Below are 21,991 nucleotides of genomic sequence, written 5' to 3' on the forward strand. Positions count from 1 at the left end.
GTAAGTAAGCGGCGAGCCTCTATAACAGCCCGACAGTTTCACTGCCGGGCTGTTTTTGCATCCGGTCGCCAGATTCTGACGCTTTCACCAGTTGTGAAGCCAACCACTGCAGCCCTTCCCTGCCCTGCAGAACGTTTCCTGTCATCGGTAATGCCAGGCTAGGCAACCCGCCTAACTGTTCCGTTATCTGACGAAGTACCCGCTGCTGGCACTCCCAGGCACCCCGCAAAAACGGAATCTCTGCGGCCTCTTCCGGTAGTAACCGGTTCAGCAAAAGACCGGCAACCGGAATCCCGCTGTTCTTGAGCGCTAACGCCGCTCGCCGGGTTTCGTTCAACGGAAGCATTTCCGCTGTCATGACAAACACAAACGCGCTGAGTTGCGGGTCTTTGAGCGCATTCGCGGACTCCCGAAAACGCGCCTGACGCTCCACGAGCGGCGCCAGTTGCGCGCTCACGGCCTGATTCGGCGTCTCTACAGTGCCGGCAAACTTCCCGAGCACATCCCGAAAACGCCCAGCGCGCTCTTTCTGCGCAACAAGCCCCTCTGTCCATGCCGACATAACCACGGGCAGGGAAAGCAGCCGCAGGGTATGGCCGGTTGGTGCCGTATCGAAGATCATCAAATCAAATTCATCGCGATTCTGAATCAACCGCGTGATTTCATCCAGAAGCGCCGCTTCTTCCGCTCCGGGAGAGTGGCGGGTAAGGTGCAACTGTTTCTCCAGCTGTCCACGCAATGCCACGGCCACATGCGGGAGCATCTGCTGCCGCACAGACTCGAGATACCTTTCCAGCGCGAACTCCGGATTAATCTCCAGCGCATGCAGGTTTCCGGCGCTCCAGGGAATCTCGCATCCGGCAGAGCCGATTTCACACCCAAACAGGTCACCGAGATTGTGCGCGGGATCGGTGGATACCAGTAACGTCTTCAGCCCGCGACCGGCGGCGATCGTCGCCAGAGTGGCCGCCATCGTACTTTTGCCAACCCCACCTTTGCCGCCCACCATAATCAGTTTGCGGCGTAGTAAGTGTTCCAGGTCGATCGATATTGTCATCGGGTCTTGGGCTCTTTGGTTAACAGCAACGCATTTCATCCAATGGCGAACGCTCCATCCCCATACGCCGGTGCCACTGATGAAATCGCTCCAGCATTTGCGGCTGCAATTCCAGGGTGTAAAAACTGACGGGATTGGGAATACCCAGGGACTCGGCGTAGATCAGCAGCATAAACAGATCTTCCTCATCCCGCTCCGCCCGCGCCAGCGCACTGCGGTAAGGGGCGTTGTAATAGGCATCCAGCTGAGCGCTGATACGACGGAACACCAGCTTCAGGTTTCTCGGTAGCCCAGACTTGTTTTCGCCATCCATGGTTACACCCTCCTCAGAGGTTTCCGTCCATCTCCAGATCAGTGCGCGTGTATCACAGCTCTTCGCCACCGATTTCTGAAGCCGGCTTTTTAAAGGCCGAAACACATTCCAATGTCACGAGAATTGCAGCGACGAGTACCACAAGGTCCAGGCTCAGCAGGAACCAGTCTTTTTTCTGGTAAAACTCATTTAGCTGAATTAGCAGTGCCGCCAGCGTCATCAGCAACAGGAAGACCAGTGGAACCAGAGTGACCCAGACCGGACGATTCAAACGCACCAGCATCACCGAAATCACTAGCAGCGTGAGCCCCGCCAGCAACTGATTGGTGGTGCCGAACAACGGCCAGATCAGAAGTCCACCGGAGCCGTCCGCGCCCCCTGCACCGAATGCCAGCAACACACAGCAGGCCACCGCCATCATCGTGGCCGGCAAAGGCTTCCCAAGCCAGCGGATGCCGTAAATCTCCCCAAACTCCTGGAAGATATAGCGCTGCAGGCGCAAGCCGGTATCCATGGTGGTGCCGGCAAACAGCGCCGCCATCACCGTCAGCATGGTGCCGGAAACCGCCGCATCGATACCCACCCCCTGATTGAGAATGGCCGCGCCGCCGTCCACAAACGCCTGCACGCCACCCTGGCCAAAGGCACTGTATACGGCCTGCCAATCACCCAGAGACGCAAACCCCGCACAGGCTGCAATAATCGCTGCCAGCGCCAACGCGCCCTCGCCGATCGCCCCGAAGTACCCCACAAAGCGCGCATCGGTTTCTTTATTCAATTGCTTGGACGTGGTGCCGGAAGCCACCAGTCCGTGAAATCCGGAGATAGCACCGCAGGCAATCGTTACGAACAATAGGGGTATCAAGGGTGGCGCGCCCTCCGGCACCTGGTGATTGATCATCGGTGCCACCAGCTCCGGGCTCGCAATAAGCACCGCGGAATACAGCAGGATCAACCCGACGAACAGCTGCAGGCCATTGATGTAATCCCGTGGTTGCAGCAGCACCCATACCGGCAACAGAGAGGCGACCGCGGCGTAGGCAAACAGAATCAAAATCCACGCGGCTTTGCTGGAAAGACCCACCACCGTTTCCGGCAAAGAAACCGGCACCGAAGGGCCGACATAAATCAGCGCATACAGGGCTATCACCCCGAACAGGGACACCAGCGCGAGATTGAATTTGAACCGGTAAATCAGCTGGCCAATGACCAGCGCTACCGCGATTGCCCCCCAGATTGGCACGACCGAGCCCGGGTTGTCGATCAACAGCCCGGCGATCACCACCCCGAACACGGCGTTGACCATCAGTAGCACCAGGAAAATCACGATCATAAAGATGCTGCGTGCACGCTTGCCGACCACGTGCCCGGTCAGGGAACCTACCGACAACGCCCGATTGCGCACGCTGGCCCAGATAGCACCGCTGTCGTGCACCCCGGCGAAGAATATGGTGCCGAAGACGACCCACAGAAACGCGGGCAGCCAACCCCAGATAACGGCAATTGCCGGACCCACAATCGGCGCGGCACCGGCAACAGAGGTGAAATGGTGCCCCCACAGTACAAATTTGTTGGTGGGCACATAGTCCACACCGTCTTCAAATTCGTGCGCCGGGGTAATGAAGTCAGGATCGAACCGGTAAATGCGCTCGGCAATAAAGCGCGAATAGAAAAAATAGCCCGCAGCCATACCACCCAGGCCGAGTACCATCAGCAATATCGCGCTCATGCACAGTTTCCTTATTTTGTGCTGTTAGCTTTATTGCTGTGATACTAGCGCAGTCGTCTAAACCTACACGGCCTGTGGCGCAACGCTCTTTATATTGGCGTAAATAGGCACGCGTCGACCGGCGTACTTCGATAGAAAGGCGCCCCTCGAAGCAGCGATCAAACGAGCCGCGTCAGATAACCCCCTGTGCGCGCAGATCTTCAATCTCACCCGGCGACAGGCCCAGCTCGGCTTCCAGTACAACCTGGGTATGCTCGCCAAGGGTCGGCGGCGCCTGTTGGTATTGCAGCGGTGATGCAGAGAACTCCAGGGGGTTGCGCACCGTGCGCACCTTGCCGGCCTGGGGATGCGGCTGCTCAACCACCATACCCCGCGCCATTACCTGCGGATCCGCAAATACCTGCTGCAGGTTATTGATGGGCCCGCAGGGCACGTGGGCGGCACTCAACTGCTCCAGCCACCAGGCTGCGGGTTTGCTGGCGGTTGCCGATTCGATCAGGGGTACCAGCGTATCGCGGGCTTTCACCCTGTCGCGATTGGTGGCATAAGCCGGGTTTGCGGCGAGCTCATCCAGCCCCGCAATCTGGCAGAACTTCTGGAACTGGCTGTCGTTGCCTACCGCCAGCATAAAATAACCGTCGCTGGCGGGTACCGCCTGGTAGGGAACGATGTTCGGGTGCGCGGTGCCCTGGCGCTCCGGGCTGACGCCGGATGTCAGATAGTTTTGTGCCTGATTGGCAAGCCACGCCACTTGTGTATCGAGCAGCGCCAGATCGATGTGCTGTCCCTCGCCGGTCTGATCCCGGTGAATCACCGCGGCCAAAACCCCCGAGACCGCATACATCCCGGTCATCAGATCCGCCACCGCGACCCCCACTTTCTGAGGGCCGGCACCGGGTTGCCCCTCGGGCACGCCAGTCACACTCATCAGACCACCCATACCCTGGATCATGGCATCGTAACCGGCACGCCTGGCGTAGGGACCGGTCTGTCCAAAGCCGGTGATCGAGCAGTAGATAATCCGCGGATTGATCTGGCGGATGGCGTCGTAATCGAGACCGTATTTCGCCAACCCGCCTACCTTGTAATTCTCCAGCAGGATGTCGCACCGCTGCGCCAGTTCCCTGATCAGCTTCTGGCCGGCGGCCTGAGTGATATCCACGGTAATGGACTTTTTGCCGCGGTTTGCGCTGAGATAGTAGGCGGCATCGTCGGTGTCCTGCCCTTCAGCGTCCTTGAGGTAGGGAGGACCCCAGTGCCGGGTATCATCACCCTTGTGCGGGCGTTCAACCTTGATGACCTCAGCACCGAAATCCGCCAATACCTGACTGGCCCAGGGACCGGCGAGAATACGGCTGAGATCGAGAACTTTCAGGTGGGAAAGAGGACCAGGCATGGCGATTCCTTGTAGTCATGGACAGCCCTGAAGCGGCAACCGCCCAAAAACGTGATCACAAATTTGGAGCGAAGATTAGCAGAACCCTCAGGTGCCGTCGAAACTGATCGGTCTGTAAGTGCACCAGAAGCTGCAATGTCCCTTTCAGACCAACGTTGAGTACCGGGTTCTGGTTAGAATCCGGAGTATCAACTTTCATCCAAAACAATACTTACTCCAGCAGACAACTTACGCCTACATACAATAAGCAATAAACAGGATAGCGAGATGGCCGAAAATACCATGCAGCAATCGAATGACCGGGAGGAAACTCCGCGCTTCAATTCATTCCGCGAGTTCTACCCGTTTTACCTCAATGAACACAGCAACCTGACCTGTCGCAGACTGCACTTTGTCGGCACTACGCTGGTGATTGGACTGGTGATTACCGCTGTTGCCACGCAAAACTGGCCACTGCTGTACGCAGTGCCACTGGCCGGATACGGATTCGCCTGGGTTGGCCACTTCTTTTTCGAACACAACCGCCCTGCCACGTTTAAAAATCCGTTTTACTCCCTGTGGGGCGACTTTGTGATGTTCAAGGACATGCTGATCGGAAAGATCGAGCGCTAGTCGGCCAGTCCGTATTTGCGCAGCTTGTTGGCGACAGCGGTATGGGAGATGCCCAGCCGCTGAGCCAGCGCGCGGCTGGAGCGCAGCCTTTTGGGCTGGTTTTGCAGTAACTCCTCCAGAATCCCCCGCTCGACTTTTTCCATCTGCTCCGCCAGTGTCAATCCGCGCCCCCAGGCGCTCCAGGACTCCTGCACTGGCGCCGAACCCCGGTCCGCTACCGCCGAAAAGTCGTCAATGGATAAATTCGCCCCGCCGCGGGCACGCAAATGTGCAATTGCCGCCCTGAGCTGCTCCTCCAGCCCACTGAAATTTGTCGGCCAGTCCATTAATTTCAACTGATCTGAAATCGTGTCGGGCTCGCCGCCTTGCCACACCGCGCCAAGGGTTTCGGAAGCGCTGCGAGAGATTTGATCGACCATCAGGGAACAAAAGCGCGCGATTGCCGGGCGCATAGCGCGCAGTGGCGGTAACTGAATGCAGCAGCCTGAAAACAATTGCTGCACTGCCGGCGCGAGCCCGCCGAGCTGCGTGGCGGTCAGAATCAGTCGCGGCCTGAAATGGCGCTGCAGAACCATTTCCGCCAGACGCCTCTGAACCTCAACCGGCACGGCATTCAGGTCATCCAACAACACCACGGTTTCAGCAGGGAGGTCGGCAAGGTATTCAATACGTTGCCGGTCCAGTTCTTCACCACAACAGCGATATACCCTGCCGCGCTCCGCCAGCGGGCTCAGGTAATAGGCTGCATTCAGAAAAGTGGTTTTGCCACTTCCCCGTTCACCCAAAATCAGCAGCGGCGCACTCAGTGGCGCAAGCTGCTGCAATTGCAGACAGCAATTGCGACGCAAATCGAGGTCCCAAAGCACCTGGGGCTCCGGTGGCATCTGCGCGGTGGTTTCCCCGGTGCTGGCAGCCCGAGGCTGCAAGGTCAGCACAGCCCCCGCCAGTGAAGCAACCGCACCCGGGGCATCGTCCAGCGTGATTGGGGACCAGTCCAGGGTATAGGGGCGACCGCGCACGGCAACGGGGAAACCGTAACGGGGCGCAGTAAGACCGCGCAGCAGCTCCTCCAGTTGTAAACGCGGCAGGAAGCGCTGCAACTGCATGCCCGGTGCCTGCTCCAGGCTCACACCGAACGCCCTGGCTGCGGCAAGGTTGGCCGCAATGATGCGCCCTTCCGGATCGACAGATAGCACCGGATCTGCCACATGCCGCAGCAGAGTATCCAGTTCAAAGTGACGCCGTTCCGAGGGAATCAGATCGATCCGGCGTACCTTCCGAACACCGGGAACCCGCTGCAGTGCCTTCTCGATGGACTGAAACTGGGTGATGAGCAGACCAGGCGCCCACAGGTAGACCTTGTCCCCGCTGTCTCCGCCAATTTCACCAGTGCGTACATTTATCCGGAAATCAGCAAATACACCCATGATTTCCTGCAAAATACCCACTCGATCACTGCAAGTAATTTCAACTCTCATAGCCAGACTGTAAACCTAAATTTACAAAAAGTGTAGCCAGCGGCCGCTCGAGCATACTGGTTTTACCCCACCTCCCCTGCCGCACCCCGGCGCAGATGTCTAAGAATAGAGAGACGATAAAAACAGATGTGGCGGCATATCCGTGACCGCCCACCGCGGAGATAGTCATGAGCAGCAGCAAAAAGCCCAGTAAGTACGTAGCCCGTGAACCCAATGCCGAAGGCTTTATTGCCTATACGGATCTGGAGCACCAGACCTGGCAACGCCTGATTGAACGGCAACTGAAGGTGGTGCCCGGTCGCGCCTGCGATGAATACCTGCACGGCCTGGAGCTACTCAACCTCCCCCAGGACCGCATTCCACAGCTGGAAGAAGTCAGTCGGGTTCTGCGTCGTGAAACCGGCTGGGAAACTGCCCGGGTACCCGCACTGATTGGCTTCGAGACCTTTTTCCGACTCCTGTCCGAGCGCAAGTTCCCGGTTGCCACCTTTATCCGCTCCCCAGAAGAATTCGACTACCTGCAAGAGCCGGATATCTTTCATGAGATTTTTGGCCACTGCGCCATGCTCACCAATCCGGCCTTTGCCAACTTTACCCAGAAGTACGGCGAGCTCGGCCTCAATGCATCACCGAAAGAGCGCGCCTATTTGGCCCGCCTTTACTGGTTCACCGTGGAGTTCGGGCTACTGAACACAAAAGACGGCCTGCGCATCTACGGTGGCGGGATACTGTCGTCACCCAAAGAAACCCTGTACGCCCTCAGCGAAGAACCGGTGCGCGCCCCGTTCGAGGTGGTGGATACCCTGCGCACGCCTTACCGCATCGATATAGTGCAGCCGATTTACTACGTATTGAGTGATCTGGAAGAGCTCCAGCAGCTCACAGAAATCGATCTGATGGCGCGAGTGCGCGAGGCCATGGCCGCGGGGCTCTTCGAGCCTATGTTCCCGCCCAAAGAAGCGGCGTAAGGGAAACAGCCCGCACAAAACAAAATTCCTACATCTCCCCTGTAGCTTGGCCGGGCATTGCCCGGCTTTTTTGATGGTCATAAGTGGAGGGAAAAATTCCACTACTGATGTGGAAATACTGAGATTATCGTTACGGGCAAGACACAGGGCACAGCAAACGATTCTTCAAAGGCCCGCCAATGTCGGATCTCGCTGTGCCTTTCAAAATTACCGGGGTATTTTGTTGCAAGGGACTGCACGCAGACAGTGAATAATGGAACCGATCCCCGCGTTTTTGGGAGCGCTGTAGCACTATGTCCTCACTCGACGCGATTGATCGACAACTTCTTGCCATTCTTCAATCTGATGTTAGCCTCTCCATCGAAGAGCTGGCCGAGCGCGTGGGCCTTACCAAGACCCCGTGCTGGCGCCGGATACAGAAACTGGAGAAAAGCGGCATCATACGTCGCAAGGTGGCCCTGCTGGATGCCGAAGTCCTCGGCCTGCCGGTCTCGGTTTTCGCCCAGGTGAAAACCAACCAGCACACCGCAGAGTGGGCGGAATCTTTCGCCCGCGCCATGGCTGAATTGCCAGAGGTGGTCGACTGCTACCGTATGGCGGGCGACTACGACTACGTCCTGCGTATTGTTGTCAGCGATGTAGCCGCCTACGACCGCTTCTACAAAAAGCTGATCGGCCACTCCGGGATTTCCGACGTGTCCTCCACGTTTGCCATGGAGCAAATCAAGAGCACCACGGAGCTGCCCATACCAACCGGTGAATAGCACCAGCTCAATGACTGATTCTGAATAACGCCCGCGGGTGATCCTCGCGGGCGCAGTACATTGAGGTTGCCATGAACAATTCGACCAATAATACCGCCCGCCAGGCGCCCACTGCCCCATCCTGCGCTCCGGAAACCGCCGAACTGCTGCAACGGATCCGCGACAATGTCATCGGCGAGCGCATGCCCATGCAAACGCCCTTCGGCGAGCGACCGCTGGTCTATGCGGATTACACCGCCTCCGGCCGTGCACTGCAGTTTATTGAGGACGCCATCCGCAACCAGGTATTACCCTGGTACGCCAATACCCATACCGAAACCTCCGCCACCGGCCGCCAGACCACTGCGTTTCGCGAGCAGGCCCGAGCGGCCGTACGCAAGTCCGTGAACGCTGGCGAGGACCACGCGATTATCTTCTGCGGCTCCGGCGCCACCGCCGCGGTAAACCGCCTGGTGGACTGTCTCGGGTTGCGCAAGGACAGCTACAAACGCTTCGGCGGCAACGCCGGCAGCATTGCCGATGACAAACGCCCGGTGGTATTTATCGGCCCCTACGAACACCACTCCAACGACCTTCCCTGGCGGGAGTCCATCGCCGAAGTGGTCACCATTCCCCAGGACAATCTGGGCGGCGTCAACCTCGAGGCACTGCAAAAGGCCCTGGATCAATATGCGGACCGGCCACTGAAGATTGGCAGCTTCTCCGCCGCCTCCAACGTCACCGGCATCCGTACCGACGTTGACGCGGTAACCCGCCTGCTGCACCAGAACAACGCCCTGTCGTTCTGGGACTATGCTGCAGCAGCGCCCTATGTCGGAATCGACGCGCAGGGTGACGGTGAGCTGACCAGCAAAGACGCTCTATTTATTTCACCGCACAAGTTTGTCGGCGGTCCGGGCACACCGGGTATTCTGATTCTGCGCCGCGACCTGCTGCCGGAAAACCAGCCCGCAGTGACCGGCGGCGGCACCGTATCCTGGGTCAGCCCCGCGCGTCACACCTACCTGCCCGCGGGCGAACGGCGCGAAGAAGCCGGTACACCGGCCATTGTGGAATCCGTGCGCGCGGGCATGGCATTCGCACTCAAAGATCAGGTCGGTGCCGACACCATCGAGGCCCGGGAGGATTACTGGCTCGCCCGTGCATTTGAGCGCTGGTGCCACAACCCCAACATTCAGATTCTCGGTGGCACCGAAGCCCGGCGGGTCAGTATCGTCTCACTGCATCTGCTCCACGCCGGCAAGCCGCTCCACCACGGCTTTGTGGTCGCCCTGCTGAATGATCTGTTCGGCATTCAGGTCCGCGGCGGCTGCTCCTGTGCGGGCCCCTACGGACACCACCTACTGCACCTGACCGACGAGCAGAGCACCGCCATCGAAAAACTCGTCAGCGAGGGTGAAAGTATTCTGAAACCGGGCTGGGTGCGACTGAACTTCAACTATTTCCTGGATAAGGAAACCGTCGACTACCTGATCGACGCCATCGATCTGATCGCGGAGCACGGCCACCGTATGCTGCCCTTCTATCAATACGATGCAAGCCACGGGGTATGGCGCTACCAGGGCATTGAAGCGGACGCGCCAATCGCTCTCGGTTTTGATATGGTCGGCAGTGCACCGGCAAAAGTGGCAACGCCCTTGCATGAGTTTATTCAACAGGCGAGATCCATTCTGGCAAATCCACCGGGGGAAGTGTGTCAGCAGCCGGTACTGTCTAAAGAAGGGGAAGTACTCCGCTGGTTTCAGCTCTAACTAGAATCGTCATACCGGCGAATGCCGGTATCCAGCCCCACAAAACCTGGATGCCGGATCAAGTCCGGCATGACGCTCGGTCAGGTCCACGCTTGAAACGGCACTCACTCCCCGCCGATAATGGCCGCATAACCAAGAACCCAGTCTGCTTCAAGGATGCGCAGTGCCTGAGACCTCCCTGTTCCAGTCGTTCTTCCTGATCTTCAGTGGCGCTGCCGTTTTGGCCTCCCTTGCGCTCTGGGGGCGTCAGCCGTTGCTGGTAGCCTACATCGCCCTTGGCTGCCTCCTCGGTCCCTCGGTCTTCGGTGTTATCGACAATGTTGCGCTGATGGCAGAGATGTCCAGCATCGGCATTATTTTCCTGCTGTTCCTGCTCGGCCTCGACATGCAGCCGAAAGCGCTGATTTCAGTACTGCGCAAAGCCACCTTTGTTGGCCTGATCAGCTGCGCGCTGTTTCTCGGGCTCGGCTACGCTATTGGGCACCTGTTCGGGTTTACCGACACCGAGTCGTGGGTGATCGGTATGGCCATGATGTTTTCCAGTACCATCATTGGTATCAAGCTGCTGCCGACCACCGTGCTGCATCACAAGCACCTGGGTGAAATGATGGTCGGCCTGCTGCTGTTTCAGGACTTTGTGGCCATTACCTGCCTGATGATTCTGCTGAGCGGCAGCACCGGCTCCGTCGACTTCGCTCGCCTGGGTACTTCTTTTGCGGCACTGCCGTTACTGATCGCTTTTGCCTGGGGCGCAGTGCGCTATGTGCTGCAACCGCTACTGGCAAAATTCGACCGTTTCCACGAATACGTATTCCTGCTCGCGCTGGGCTGGTGTATGGGGGTTGCGGAACTGGCAGAAGTGGTGGGACTTTCACGGGAAATCGGCGCGTTCATTGCTGGTATTACCCTCGCGACCAGTCCCATCTCCCAATACATTGCCCTCAGCCTCAAGCCACTGCGGGACTTCTTCCTGATTCTGTTCTTCTTCAGTCTCGGGGCCCAGTTCCATCTGGATATGGTGCCGGAAATCGCCATCCCCGCACTGGTGGCCGCGACAGCGGTACTGATCATCAAACCGGTGGTATTTCGCTACCTGCTCGGACAGCAGAGCGAACGCAAAATACTTGCGTGGGACATCGGCTTCCGCCTCGGCCAAATCAGCGAATTCTCCCTGCTGATTGCCTTCCTCGCCGTCAGCCAACAGCTGATCGGCAGCAAGGCGTCACACCTGATTCAGGCCACAGCGATCCTGACCTTCCTAGTGTCGTCGTATATCGTGGTATTGAATTTCCCCAATCCTATTGCGATTAAGGATGAGTTACGGCGGGATTGATCCGCGACACTTAAGACATCGCTATTAGGCGACGGCAACGCACAGTTGACTGGACGTGATCAGGCAAAAAAGAGTCGGGACCACATCTGACTGTTATTTTCCGGGCTCATCGTCTGTTCCACCTGCACGAAAGATGGTTCCAACCGTTATCGTTTTCCCTTCAGCTTTCGCTCTCAAAAACCTCTTCTGGAGTTTTGTGGGCTTTTCTGCATCGATGGTCGCAAACGCCGGGATATTCGCGGTAGGCTCCCAAATCATTTTTGGATCAGCTGTGTCCATAAGTTCCGAGCGCAACCGTTCGATTCGCCAATCAGTCTCCGGCAATGGGCAAAGATCGCGATACAAATTGGGGGAAACTTCGTAACTTCCGCAATTTTGGCATACAACCGTCAATCGACCACCGCTCCACTCCGGAGGCCGAGTAACGGCATTACCTTTGCAAACTGGGCAGCATTCCATATTTACTGACCTCTGAGAAATAGCGCCCGCATTTGTAGCTGGTTTGGAGCGCAACCGAAAACCACAGTGCTGGCTAATGCTCAGCCGCTATTTTTAGCTACCGGTGGTGGCTGCCAACCAAATGTACCCGAGATAGAGGGCGATACACAGGTAACACAACGATAATACACTATTGATGACCCACAAGGTTTTCCAAAAAGGGCCGGTGAAATAAATACGCTTACGAACTTCTGGCCATAGCAATGCTATTGAAGATGGCACGACTAAAAGAGCGGAAAGTACTACAGCGGGACCAACAAGGAACATTAGCCCAAACCCTGCTCCGCCAGCGGCAGAAGCCGAGCTACCAATTTCTATTGGGGATAACAGGAGGTACCCAAGAACAACTGCAGTAATCGCAATCAACAAACCAATTACTTGAATTGTTCTCATACTATACCTCGGAGCAACTAACGCACGCATTTGCGGCTGGTTTGGAGCGCAGCGGAAAACCAGCGTCCGAGTGCTTTGATTTGTTAGATTATTCTTCGTCAATTGGGTTGGGGATATCTTCAAGTATCTCTTCTCGATCGCAATTTTTAAGGAAGAAATATAAAGACGAATCAATTATCTTCAATATTTTACCTCCACGGTCATAGTCCACAAATGGAGGCTGTATCTTCTTCGATATTTGGTGTTCAGTAAGATTATGAAGAAACTTCCCGAGATCTCCTGATCGCACATCATCTGGGCGATGATGTATTTTTCTTATTTCCTCAAGCAACACGGCTCTTGATAGCCCTCTTTCGATATTTTCGAATTCATGAGTTAATAACAAGCGTATAAAATAATAGGGAAATGCTAGAGAAGGCTTCCCACTTTGATTACTTGTTCTACGAGCAATATCTACAAATGCCTCAAAGTTACGTATATGTCGAACACCGTATTCTTGAGCTTTTACCGACAATGCTTGATCAAGATGTTCTTGCAAAATCGTAACGGTCTCATTTGCTGTTTCAGATACGCCTGCAATTAAGCAGCAATGCTTACAAATTTCCTGTACAACCCCAACACTATCGAAAGACTCTTCAACTAACTGATTCTTTACTTCGCTAAAATCGACATTTAATAGTTCTTCACCTTTAGAAATCACTTTCAAAAAGTCGGCAGATTCCCAAGGTTCGACAGGAACTTCTGTAACTCGATCTAGAAGGTCTCCATTGAACTGGATTAGCCTATTAGCTTCGCGCCAAATACCGAGAACGATAAAAATTATATGATGATCCTGAAAAACCCGAAGATCATAGGCTAATGTTTCTTGAACGGATAACTCGAGATAGTGAAAATTCTCTATTACAATATATTTCTCTAGGTGGAACTTTTTAAGCAGCTCTGAAACGTCTTGAGCCAAGGCCAGATTGTATTCAATGTAAGTCGCCTTTTCGCCAGTTTTCTGCGCTGCTTTGTCCGTTACTTCGGCAGCGGCAGAGGTACCCCCTAAGAATGGGATTTTTATCTTGAATCCCGCTCCTATCTTGCCGCCGTGTTCACTCGATTTCTCAGAGGTTTCAGACTCGACATAAGTTATACCCAACTGTCGCAAAATCGACTTATAAATATCAATAGGCTGAGTCTGAGGAGAGCATTCAACCTTAACATACTGATCTTCAGTTAAATGATTAAGAATTAGCGATGTTTTACCCTGCTTCGATGATCCATATATGATCACTTCATTTCCATCTGTGATGGATGATTTAAATTTTTCATCCACTGCATCCCTTTCAATATAAGACTTGATCAAAGTGCTTTTTACACCGAAAACATCGGCAGTTAGGTGTGACATTTAGCTATCCCTTGTTTCAATCTTTGGCTAATCTAACGCGCAGCCAGCGCGGAGCAGCTTTTGTGTTAATGTTTGAGCGCCAGCGAGCAACACAAAAGGTGCGTAGCGTTGGCTGTCGCTCTGCCGCTGATTGTCAGGCTCGGTTCCACAATGTGGATTTAAATTTCTTTATGAACGCAAGCTCTTCAACACATTCATACGGAATATTGTCTTCTCCACATACAGAAACTAGTGGAGACTTCCTTACGTAGAGAAAATAGCGGAATCCATGATTCATTCCTTCTTGAAGTAATTTCGCATTTTTAAGACCTGCACCACTACCGCCATGAAATCCTCCTTGATGCTGGTTACATCGCGCTTTCAGCGTCTTCCCAGCCTTCCCAACATAAACAACAGTATGAGTGTGCTCTGCTGCCTCCACCCAAAGGTAAACGAAACCATGTCCATTGGTTGCTGATCGAAGCTGGAAAGTGAACCTATCATTAAGGCGACAAATTTCTCCTGCCTCTATGAATCTGAATTCGTTTGCAAATTTTAAAAAATCGGATGTGTTCATAAAAGCCTAACAGGTTAATTTCGATCAATATCTCTCCGCCACCATTTCACACCCCGTTCTCCCTAGACTGTCAGAAACCCCAAAAAAGTCAACGACTTAGCCTTACACGTATCCGATATCACATTCTGAAAACTCATCACTCTGCCCACTACCCGCCAAAACCCAAATAGCCGTAAGCCATTAATTTAAATAGATTTCCCGACCAGACCGCGCACACACAGAAATAGTGATGAGCATGATTGATATGCAGCCCCACTTTGGGTCACGCTTACGTCTCAGCGCCAACCCGAATATCGGCAATCAGGCTGCCACGCTTTTGCTAACACGGCGTTTCAGCATCCCAAAGAATTCAGGAAGATCCCTCGAAAACATCAAAAACAAACACGGCACCAGCAGCAGAGAAATCGTGGTCGCGGCAAGAATTCCGTAGCCCAGGGAAATCGCCATCGGAATCATAAATTTCGCCTGCACCGAGGTTTCAAAGATCATCGGCATCAAACCGCAAAAGGTGGTTACCGTAGTGAGGATGATGGGGCGGAAACGGCGGGCGGCGGCGGCCTTGATGGCGTCGGTGATTGGCATCCCCTCTGCGCGCAGGCGGTTGCCGTATTCGATCATCACCAGAGTGTCATTGATCACCACGCCGGCGAGGGCCACCATGCCCAACAGGCTGACCATGCTGAGGCCGTACCCCATAACCAGATGCCCGAGAATAGCGCCGATGACACCGAACGGGATGGCAACCATGACCGTAAGCGGCTGGATATAACTCTTTAGCGGAATCGCCAACAGGAAGTACAACACAGCCAGCGTCAGCGAGAAGGTCATGCCCAGGGATGAGAGCCCCTCCCGCTCTTCCGCCTGCCGCCCTTCATAAGAAATGCTCAGGCCGGGAAACTGTGCGCGCAATTGCGGCATGGTCGTCTCGTTCAGCTCGTTTATGACCAGCGCCGCCTGATCCGCCGGTTCCACGTTGGCCGTGACGGTCATTACCCGCCGGCCTTCCCTGCGATTGATACTGGCGTAGGCACGCCCCTGATCAATGACCACCAGATCGGGCAAAGGTAACCACAGACCGTTGCCGGCCTGGATCATAATGTTGCTGACATCGTCCAGGGTTACCCGCTCTTCTTCCGGCAGGCGCACCATGACTTTTACCTGGTCCCTGCCCCGCTGCTGACGCATGGCCTCAGCGCCGTATAGTGAAGCGCGCAATTGCCGGCCGATATCCTCTGCCGTCAGCCCAAGACTTTTTGCGGTATCGGTAAGGGTCAGGTCCAGTTGTCGTTTTCCCTGGGAAACACCGGCATCGATATCACCCACCGAAGGGAATGCCTGCAGCGCCTGTGACAGCTGGGTAGCGGCCTGCTCCAGCATATCCGTGTCCGCATGGCGCAACTCCACCGTAAGTGCAGGCCCGGCCCCCGGCCCACCGCGGTCACTGGCAAAACTGGAACTCAGTGCTCCCGGCACCGGCCCCACCTCGCGCCGCCAGCGCCGCACAAAATCACCGGTGGTCACTTCCCGCTGATCGCCCGGTGTGAGGTAAACATCCACCTGTACGGAATCGTTGCGAATCAGGCCGCGCATCCCGATAAATATCCCTTCACGCCCGGTCTCTTCGAGAATGCGATCGGCGGCCCCCATAATCTGGGTGCGCGCGCGCTCAAGCTGCGCTTCGGAGGTGCCCGGCGGAAAGGTCACCTGCACGCGCCCGGAGTCCCGCTCTACTCGCGGCATCAGGGTAAAACCCATACGCCCGCTGGCCGCGTAGCCGGTCATCACAATCAGAATGGCGAGAGAAATGGAAATGGTGATGTAACGGTGGCGCACGCAGGCATCGAGTACTGGCTTGAAGCGGTGCTCCACAAACCGGTCCAGTCCCCGCGCGATCAGTTTCTGGCGTGCGGCGAGGCGACGCGCCGAGCGGCTTTTATAGCCCCGCTTGGAATGGGCGAGGTGTGCGGGCAGGATAAACAGTGCTTCCACCCAGGAAATAACAAATACCGCGCCCACCACGAACGGAATGACACCGAAGATTTTACCCATAAACCCGGGCAACTCGGTCAGCGGAATAAACGCAACGATATTGGTGAGAATGGCAAAGGTGAGCGGCACCGCTACCTGGCGGGCACCTGCTATCGCCGCGTCAAAATTACTGTAGCCCCGCTGGCGCCATTCATAGATATTTTCCCCCGCGATGATCGCATCATCCACCACAATCCCAAGGGCGATGATGAACGCAAACATGCTGACCATATTGATGGAGATATCCATCGCCGGCAGGAACAACAGCGCACCCAAAAAACTGATCGGAATACCAAGGGTCACCCAGAATGCGAGGCGCAACTCCAGGAATGCACCGAGCACCACAAACACCAGTAACAGACCAATAAACCCGTTTTTCAGCAGCAGCGAAAGGCGCTCCTTGAAAATTTCCGAGTCGTCATCGCGCACCGTCACCTGCATACCCGGTGGCAGGGTTTCCTGCAGTTCCTGCAACACTTCGTGGGTAGCGTCGCTGACACTCATTGGTGTCTGATCACCGATCCGGAACACGTCGATACCGGCCGCCGGCTCACCGTTGAAAACCATATTGCGCGGCTCATCCACCAGCGCATCCCGAATCGTCGCCACGTCTTTCAGGCGCACGGTACCGCCACCCGCACTCTGAGCGATGGCAATATCGCCAAACTGTCGCGCCCAGTCTTTGCGCTCGGTCACCCGGACAAGAATTTCTCCGGCTTCTGATTTCACACCGCCGGCGGGAACGTCGACCGCGGCATTGCGCACCAGCTGCGCGATGGCCGCAAGTGTGAGGTTATAGCGGCGCAGGTCATCCCGCCGCACCTCGATCGCCACTTCGAAATCCTTGACGCCATAGGCTTCCAGCTGGGTGATGTCCGGATGCGCCTCCAGCTTGTCGTACACCTGCATCACAACCGCCCGCAGGGTGCGGTCGTCCACCTGCCCGTGCACTACCAGATCCAGCACGTCCCGCTTGCGCTCCGCCAGGCTCACCTGGGGGCGCTCAATATCCGAAGGAAATGTGGAAACCCGGTCGATGGCCGCCTGCACATCCTGGAATACCTTGTTGGCATTGGCGTCTTCGTCCAGCTCCAGGGTCAGGCTGGCATTGCCCTCGCCGGCGCTTCCGCGCAGCTCCTTGATCCCTTCAAGGCCGGTCACCGCCTGCTCTGCGGGCACCAACACTCCGCGCTCGACCTCTTCCGGACTGGCTCCGGGGTAAGAGATATTCACGCTCACCATATCCAGGCTGAATTCCGGGAATACCTCCTTCTTGATGGTGAGGGAAAAAATCAGGCCGCCGATAAGGAACACCAGCATCAACAGGTTGGCGGTGACATGGTTGTGGGTCATCCACGCGATGGCACCGCGGCGGGTATCGATGGCCGGGCGGGGTCCGCGATGGGCTCTGTCCATTGGATCGTTCGGGTTGCTCATCCACGTTCACCATCGGTGCCCTGCTGGCGCGCTTTGCGGGAGTTCTCCGGGAGTTCTGGCGGGCCCTCCGCACGGCTTCGCCGCGGATTGCCATCGGTAGATTCTTTACCGGTTTCTTTACCTGTACCGGCTGTACGCACAGGCATGCCCTCGGTGACACTGGCCAGGCGTGTGGTGACAAGCAGCTCCCCACCGCGCAACCCGCTTTCGAGAATGGCGAACTCATCGTCGTAGTGGGACAACTGCACCGATTGAATATGAATCTTGCCATCGCGCACCACCCATACCCGATTGCCGTCCTGCAGCGCGGTCAGCGGAATGCGTACTTGTTGGCCGGCAGCCTGACCGGTGATTTGCACCCGCGCCAGATCATTGAGTAACAGTTGCGGTGAGCCGGGCGTTTTCAGGCCGAGCGGATCGTCCAGTTCTACCAGCACTCGCGCGAGGCGGCCCTGCTCTTCCAGCACCGGTATGACGCGCACAAACCGGCCATCCCGGTATGTGCTTTCAGGCCACTGGCTACCGCGAATCTGCACGGTGGCTTTGGGGGTATTCAGCTGTGGAAGCTGCCGAGCCGGCACCTCAACCTCAATTTGAAAGCGGTCCGCCCCGGCCAGCGAATAGAGCACGGTTCCCGGCGCCACCCGATCCCCAACGTCCACAGTGCGCGCTACCAGCAGTGCATTGAACGGGGCACGGATTTCGGTGAGGCGGAGATCCCGCTGCGCCAGTTTTACCTGTGCCTGTGCCGCATCCATACGCGCCTGGGCGGCTGCCAGCTGCGGCTCGCGCAACACCAGGGACTGGTCCGCATCCGGCAGCGAGCGCCCCAACAATTCAAATTCTTCCTGAGCAACCAGCCGCTGGCCCTGCTCCTGCTGCAATTCCGCGCGGCGCTCGGCCAGTGTGCTGCGTGCGGCCTGCAGGGCGAGTTCGTAGGGTTCGCGCTCAATGCGCGTCAGTGGCTGCCCTTTCGCCAGGGTTGAACCCGGACCCAGGTCGTAATCCAGCCAGTCAACACGACCATCCACCTGCGGCTGAAGCTCCACCTGCTCGCGGGCGACCACTTTGCCGAGTGCTTTGATGGTTAACGGAAACTGACCGTACTCGGCGGTGGCCACTTCCACGGTCAATGGTGGCGCTTTGCGTTCGCCGCGCTGCATGGTGGGTTTTTCTCGCAGCAGCCAACTGGAGACGACGGACGCCAGCACGATCAGCAGGATCGGAATGGCGATATTCCAGTTGAGTTTATTCAGCATGACAGCTCCTGAAATACAGTTTCTAATTGTCCGTCTGCTCTCGGACTTATTGTGATTCCTGACGGTATACGTCCAGCTCGACCGGTACGGGTTGCGGCAGATCCTGCGCGGGCAGGCCACCGGACAGTGCGCGATACAGGGCCACCCGGTTTTCCAATAGCTCCCGCCGCGCGGTCAATAGCTGGCGTTCGAGAGATTGCTGGTTGTTGGTGGCGGAGAGTACATTCAGGAAATCCAGCGTGCCCTGTCCATAGGCGCGGCGTTGGCGCAGGGTAATCTGATCGGCGAGCTCGGAACGGGTCTGCAGAAACTGCAAACGCTGGCGAATGGCCTGCTCGTTGATCAGTGCCTGCTCCACTTCGCTCAGGGCCTGTAACACGGTATCCCGTAACAGCGCCCACCGCTCCTGCTCCACGGCCTCCTGCTGGCGCTGCTGCGCCCTGAGGTTGCCGCCATCAAATATCACACCGTCCAGAGATGCGCTCAGATTCAGCAGCCAGTCTTCGGTAATGTCCACCAGGGCCAGACCGCCGCCATTCAACAGCATGCTCAGGGAAAGCGTCGGTAGCCGTTCGGCCCACGCTTGATCCGCAAGATAGTGCCCCTGTAAAACCGTACGCTGAGCGCTCTGTACATCGGGGCGTCGCAGCAGCAGGTTTGATGGAATCCCGATATCCGGCAGGGCCGGTAATTGCGGTAGCTGGGAATCGGCAAAGGCCGATGGCGGCAGAGATTCGACGCTGGTTCCGAGCAGAGCGGCCAGCTGGGTGAGCAATATGCGGGTATTCGCGCGGCTCTGCTCAAGCTCCTGCAACGACTGCTGCACCAGCTGGCGCTGCTGCAGGACGTCGGCGGCGGCGGTCACCCCGCTGCCAAAGCGCAGCTCCAGGGCGCGCAGTGACTGCCGGTTGGTGTCCAGCTGCGCCTGAAGAAGACGTGCCTGCCCGCGCTGCTCCTGTAACTGCAGCCAGACACCCGCCACTTCCGCAACCAGCGTCAGTGCGGCGATATTGAAATTCTGCTCCTGAGCCAGGTACCCGGCCTGAGCGGCGCGGGCACCACTGCGCACCCTGCCCCACAGATCTATTTCATAGCTGGCGGCAAGGTTTCCACTCCAGCTGTTGCCCTCGTTTTCGGCGCCGGAAAAATCGAATTCATTGCTGGAGGCGCGGCGTTGCTCGGTGTTCTCCAGAGACCCGGTCAATCGGGGCCAGAACCCACTGCGTGCCTGCGCGGCGGCGGCATCGGCCTGCTGCAGCCGCCAGTAGGTCGCCTGCAGGTCCGGGTTGGCCGCCAGCGCTTCCTGGACCAGAGCATTCAGTGCCGCGTCATCAAAGGCCTGCCACCAACGCGCACTGGTCGCCACCTGTCCGGAGGCACTGAAGCGCTCTGGCAGCTCAAACACCTGTCCGGGCAGCTCCGCCGGCAACGGCTGGGGGCTACTGCACCCGGCGGCAGCCACAGCACCGACAAGACCGCACAACGTGAAGAATTTCCGCAAAAACCCCATAAAACTGATTCGATCTAAAAGCATTTCTTTTCATTATCAAAACTTATGAGCTGCGGGCCAAGGCGTTTTACGTTTGTTTACGGTAACGGCAGGTCATCCGGTTGAAAGATGGCGAACCGCAAAATGTGATCACAAACGTGACTCCAACATGGCTGTTCGCTATGATGCCCATACAGTCAATCCACCGGCTCTGTGCCATTGCACCCTGAGACCGGTTTTTCGTGGATGCGCTTATGAATCGCCAGGCATTTGCCTACTATGACGAGAGCGCAAGAACACTATTTCTAAAAACCCTGTTTCTAGAGACCCTGTACGGATCCATACCATGAGCAAAAATCAGCCGCTGGCCCACTGGGACGACATACTGCTACTGGACCGCCAATTAAGTGATGAAGAGCGCATGATTCGCGACACGGCACGTGAATACTGCCAGTCAAAATTGATGCCGCGGGTGCTGGAAGCCAACCGCCACGAGATCTTCCACCGTGAAATCATGGAGGAGATGGGCGAGCTGGGCCTGCTGGGCTCCACCATTGAAGGCTACGGTTGCGCCGGCCTGAATTACGTTTCTTACGGCCTGGTCGCCCGGGAAGTGGAGCGTGTGGACTCCGGCTACCGCTCGGCCATGAGTGTGCAATCCAGCCTGGTTATGCACCCGATCTACGCCTACGGCAGCGAGGCGCAGAAAGAAAAGTATCTGCCGAAGCTCGCCACCGGTGAATGGGTGGGCTGTTTCGGCCTGACCGAGCCGGATGCCGGCTCCGACCCGGGCGGTATGAAGACCCGCGCGAAGAAGGTTGACGGCGGCTACCGCCTCTCCGGCGCCAAAATGTGGATTACCAACAGCCCCATCGCAGATGTGTTTGTGGTCTGGGCGAAAGACGATGAGGGCGATATCCGCGGCTTTGTGCTGGAAAAAGGCATGGAAGGCCTGAGCGCACCCAAGATTGAAGGCAAATTCTCACTGCGCGCATCCATTACCGGTGAGATTGTGATGGACAATGTTTTCGTGCCGGAAGACAACCGGTTCCCGGATATCAAAGGCCTCAGCGGCCCCTTCGGCTGCCTCAACCGCGCCCGCTACGGCATCTCCTGGGGCGCCATGGGAGCCGCAGAATTTTGCTGGCACGCGGCGCGCCAGTACGGCCTGGACCGCAAACAGTTCAACAAACCGCTGGCGCAAACCCAACTGTTCCAGAAGAAGCTCGCAGACATGCAGACCGAAATCACCCTCGGCCTGCAGGGCTCTCTGCGGGTTGGCCGCTTGATGGACGAGCAGAAGAAGCACTTCGACCCGGCGATGATTTCTCTGGTGAAACGGAATAACTGCGGCAAAGCACTGGAGATTGCGCGTATTGCCCGCGACATGCATGGCGGTAACGGCATTGCCGACGAGTTCCACGTAATTCGCCACGCCATGAACCTGGAAGCGGTCAACACCTATGAAGGTACCCACGATGTCCACGCACTGATTCTCGGGCGTGCACAGACCGGGTTACAGGCGTTTTTCTGACAGCAC

The 21,991-nt window shown here is 56.7% G+C and carries 17 protein-coding genes; 6 read left to right on the forward strand and 11 right to left on the reverse strand.

Annotated features, from left to right (window positions below; translation table 11 throughout):
- Positions 1 to 19: 19 nt before the first annotated feature.
- From ACXAG1_RS03165 to ACXAG1_RS03180, 4 genes are all read right to left on the reverse strand, one after another.
- Positions 20 to 1,057 (reverse strand): ArsA family ATPase, encoded by a 1,038-nt coding sequence (locus tag ACXAG1_RS03165; RefSeq protein WP_475118897.1) that lies wholly within the window; start codon positions 1,055 to 1,057, stop codon positions 20 to 22.
- A gap of 19 nt (positions 1,058 to 1,076) precedes the next feature.
- Complete coding sequence (locus ACXAG1_RS03170; protein WP_475118898.1) at positions 1,077 to 1,370, reverse strand: cory-CC-star protein; 294 nt, start codon at positions 1,368 to 1,370, stop codon at positions 1,077 to 1,079.
- 52 nt (positions 1,371 to 1,422) lie between these two features.
- Positions 1,423 to 3,099 (reverse strand): carbon starvation CstA family protein, encoded by a 1,677-nt coding sequence (locus tag ACXAG1_RS03175; protein WP_475118899.1) that lies wholly within the window; start codon positions 3,097 to 3,099, stop codon positions 1,423 to 1,425.
- Positions 3,100 to 3,271: 172 nt separating this feature from the next.
- Entirely contained in the window at positions 3,272 to 4,495 is a 1,224-nt protein-coding gene (locus tag ACXAG1_RS03180) for a CaiB/BaiF CoA transferase family protein (protein ID WP_475118900.1), read from the reverse strand.
- Between the two features lie 267 nt (positions 4,496 to 4,762).
- Here ACXAG1_RS03180 and ACXAG1_RS03185 point away from each other — a divergent pair, with 267 nt between their 5' ends.
- Positions 4,763 to 5,107: an Mpo1-like protein gene (locus ACXAG1_RS03185; protein ID WP_475118901.1), complete on the forward strand. Its 345-nt coding sequence runs from the start codon at positions 4,763 to 4,765 to the stop codon at positions 5,105 to 5,107.
- Here ACXAG1_RS03185 and ACXAG1_RS03190 read toward each other — a convergent pair.
- Entirely contained in the window at positions 5,104 to 6,555 is a 1,452-nt protein-coding gene (locus ACXAG1_RS03190; protein WP_475118902.1) for a TyrR/PhhR family helix-turn-helix DNA-binding protein, read from the reverse strand. The two genes, ACXAG1_RS03185 and ACXAG1_RS03190, sit on opposite strands and share 4 nt — an antisense overlap.
- A 197-nt stretch (positions 6,556 to 6,752) precedes the next feature.
- On the opposite strand from ACXAG1_RS03190, the gene phhA reads away from it, so the two are divergent.
- The 4 genes from phhA (at position 6,753) to ACXAG1_RS03210 (ending at position 11,401) form a co-directional block, all read left to right on the forward strand.
- Positions 6,753 to 7,553 (forward strand): phenylalanine 4-monooxygenase, encoded by an 801-nt coding sequence (gene phhA / locus ACXAG1_RS03195; RefSeq protein WP_406827803.1) that lies wholly within the window; start codon positions 6,753 to 6,755, stop codon positions 7,551 to 7,553.
- A gap of 293 nt (positions 7,554 to 7,846) precedes the next feature.
- Positions 7,847 to 8,317 (forward strand): Lrp/AsnC family transcriptional regulator, encoded by a 471-nt coding sequence (locus ACXAG1_RS03200; RefSeq protein WP_406827804.1) that lies wholly within the window; start codon positions 7,847 to 7,849, stop codon positions 8,315 to 8,317.
- A 71-nt stretch (positions 8,318 to 8,388) separates the two neighbouring features.
- A complete protein-coding gene (locus ACXAG1_RS03205; RefSeq protein ID WP_475118903.1) occupies positions 8,389 to 10,068 on the forward strand; it encodes an aminotransferase class V-fold PLP-dependent enzyme in 1,680 nt (559 codons plus the stop codon).
- A gap of 163 nt (positions 10,069 to 10,231) precedes the next feature.
- Positions 10,232 to 11,401 carry a cation:proton antiporter gene (locus ACXAG1_RS03210; protein ID WP_475092864.1) on the forward strand — a complete coding sequence of 390 codons (1,170 nt, stop codon included), beginning with the start codon at positions 10,232 to 10,234 and terminating at the stop codon, positions 11,399 to 11,401.
- A gap of 552 nt (positions 11,402 to 11,953) precedes the next feature.
- Here the strand turns inward: ACXAG1_RS03210 and ACXAG1_RS03215 are convergent.
- The 6 genes from ACXAG1_RS03215 to ACXAG1_RS03240 all read right to left on the reverse strand — a co-directional run bounded on the left by ACXAG1_RS03215 (position 11,954) and on the right by ACXAG1_RS03240 (position 20,496).
- Positions 11,954 to 12,292: a hypothetical protein gene (locus ACXAG1_RS03215; protein ID WP_475118904.1), complete on the reverse strand. Its 339-nt coding sequence runs from the start codon at positions 12,290 to 12,292 to the stop codon at positions 11,954 to 11,956.
- A gap of 88 nt (positions 12,293 to 12,380) precedes the next feature.
- Complete coding sequence (locus ACXAG1_RS03220; RefSeq protein ID WP_475118905.1) at positions 12,381 to 13,682, reverse strand: hypothetical protein; 1,302 nt, start codon at positions 13,680 to 13,682, stop codon at positions 12,381 to 12,383.
- A gap of 133 nt (positions 13,683 to 13,815) precedes the next feature.
- Positions 13,816 to 14,238 (reverse strand): hypothetical protein, encoded by a 423-nt coding sequence (locus tag ACXAG1_RS03225; protein WP_475118906.1) that lies wholly within the window; start codon positions 14,236 to 14,238, stop codon positions 13,816 to 13,818.
- A gap of 300 nt (positions 14,239 to 14,538) precedes the next feature.
- A complete protein-coding gene (locus ACXAG1_RS03230) occupies positions 14,539 to 17,682 on the reverse strand; it encodes an efflux RND transporter permease subunit (protein ID WP_475118907.1) in 3,144 nt (1,047 codons plus the stop codon).
- A 17-nt stretch (positions 17,683 to 17,699) separates the two neighbouring features.
- On the reverse strand, positions 17,700 to 18,962 hold the full coding sequence (locus tag ACXAG1_RS03235) for an efflux RND transporter periplasmic adaptor subunit (protein WP_475118908.1): 1,263 nt from the start codon (positions 18,960 to 18,962) through the stop codon (positions 17,700 to 17,702).
- A 46-nt stretch (positions 18,963 to 19,008) separates the two neighbouring features.
- Positions 19,009 to 20,496: an efflux transporter outer membrane subunit gene (locus tag ACXAG1_RS03240; RefSeq protein WP_475118909.1), complete on the reverse strand. Its 1,488-nt coding sequence runs from the start codon at positions 20,494 to 20,496 to the stop codon at positions 19,009 to 19,011.
- Between the two features lie 301 nt (positions 20,497 to 20,797).
- Here ACXAG1_RS03240 and ACXAG1_RS03245 point away from each other — a divergent pair, with 301 nt between their 5' ends.
- The gene (locus tag ACXAG1_RS03245; RefSeq protein WP_475092859.1) at positions 20,798 to 21,985 is read left to right on the forward strand and encodes an acyl-CoA dehydrogenase; all 1,188 of its coding nucleotides are present in this window, start codon (positions 20,798 to 20,800) and stop codon (positions 21,983 to 21,985) included.
- The last annotated feature ends 6 nt before the right edge of the window (positions 21,986 to 21,991 follow it).

Source organism: Microbulbifer sp. ABE4_465, assembly GCF_056160765.1.

What these genes read in the sequence shown, in the direction of transcription:
- ACXAG1_RS03180 (WP_475118900.1), bottom strand. Translation starts at nt 4,495, where the DNA reads ATGCCTGGTCCTCTTTCCCACCTGAAAGTTCTCGATCTCAGCCGTATT.
- ACXAG1_RS03170 (WP_475118898.1), bottom strand. Translation starts at nt 1,370, where the DNA reads ATGGATGGCGAAAACAAGTCTGGGCTACCGAGAAACCTGAAGCTGGTG.
- ACXAG1_RS03230 (WP_475118907.1), bottom strand. Translation starts at nt 17,682, where the DNA reads ATGGACAGAGCCCATCGCGGACCCCGCCCGGCCATCGATACCCGCCGC.
- ACXAG1_RS03225 (WP_475118906.1), bottom strand. Translation starts at nt 14,238, where the DNA reads ATGAACACATCCGATTTTTTAAAATTTGCAAACGAATTCAGATTCATA.
- ACXAG1_RS03200 (WP_406827804.1), top strand. Translation starts at nt 7,847, where the DNA reads ATGTCCTCACTCGACGCGATTGATCGACAACTTCTTGCCATTCTTCAA.
- ACXAG1_RS03185 (WP_475118901.1), top strand. Translation starts at nt 4,763, where the DNA reads ATGGCCGAAAATACCATGCAGCAATCGAATGACCGGGAGGAAACTCCG.
- ACXAG1_RS03165 (WP_475118897.1), bottom strand. Translation starts at nt 1,057, where the DNA reads ATGACAATATCGATCGACCTGGAACACTTACTACGCCGCAAACTGATT.
- ACXAG1_RS03175 (WP_475118899.1), bottom strand. Translation starts at nt 3,099, where the DNA reads ATGAGCGCGATATTGCTGATGGTACTCGGCCTGGGTGGTATGGCTGCG.
- ACXAG1_RS03240 (WP_475118909.1), bottom strand. Translation starts at nt 20,496, where the DNA reads ATGCTTTTAGATCGAATCAGTTTTATGGGGTTTTTGCGGAAATTCTTC.
- ACXAG1_RS03220 (WP_475118905.1), bottom strand. Translation starts at nt 13,682, where the DNA reads ATGTCACACCTAACTGCCGATGTTTTCGGTGTAAAAAGCACTTTGATC.
- phhA (WP_406827803.1), top strand. Translation starts at nt 6,753, where the DNA reads ATGAGCAGCAGCAAAAAGCCCAGTAAGTACGTAGCCCGTGAACCCAAT.
- ACXAG1_RS03235 (WP_475118908.1), bottom strand. Translation starts at nt 18,962, where the DNA reads ATGCTGAATAAACTCAACTGGAATATCGCCATTCCGATCCTGCTGATC.
- ACXAG1_RS03205 (WP_475118903.1), top strand. Translation starts at nt 8,389, where the DNA reads ATGAACAATTCGACCAATAATACCGCCCGCCAGGCGCCCACTGCCCCA.
- ACXAG1_RS03245 (WP_475092859.1), top strand. Translation starts at nt 20,798, where the DNA reads ATGAGCAAAAATCAGCCGCTGGCCCACTGGGACGACATACTGCTACTG.
- ACXAG1_RS03215 (WP_475118904.1), bottom strand. Translation starts at nt 12,292, where the DNA reads ATGAGAACAATTCAAGTAATTGGTTTGTTGATTGCGATTACTGCAGTT.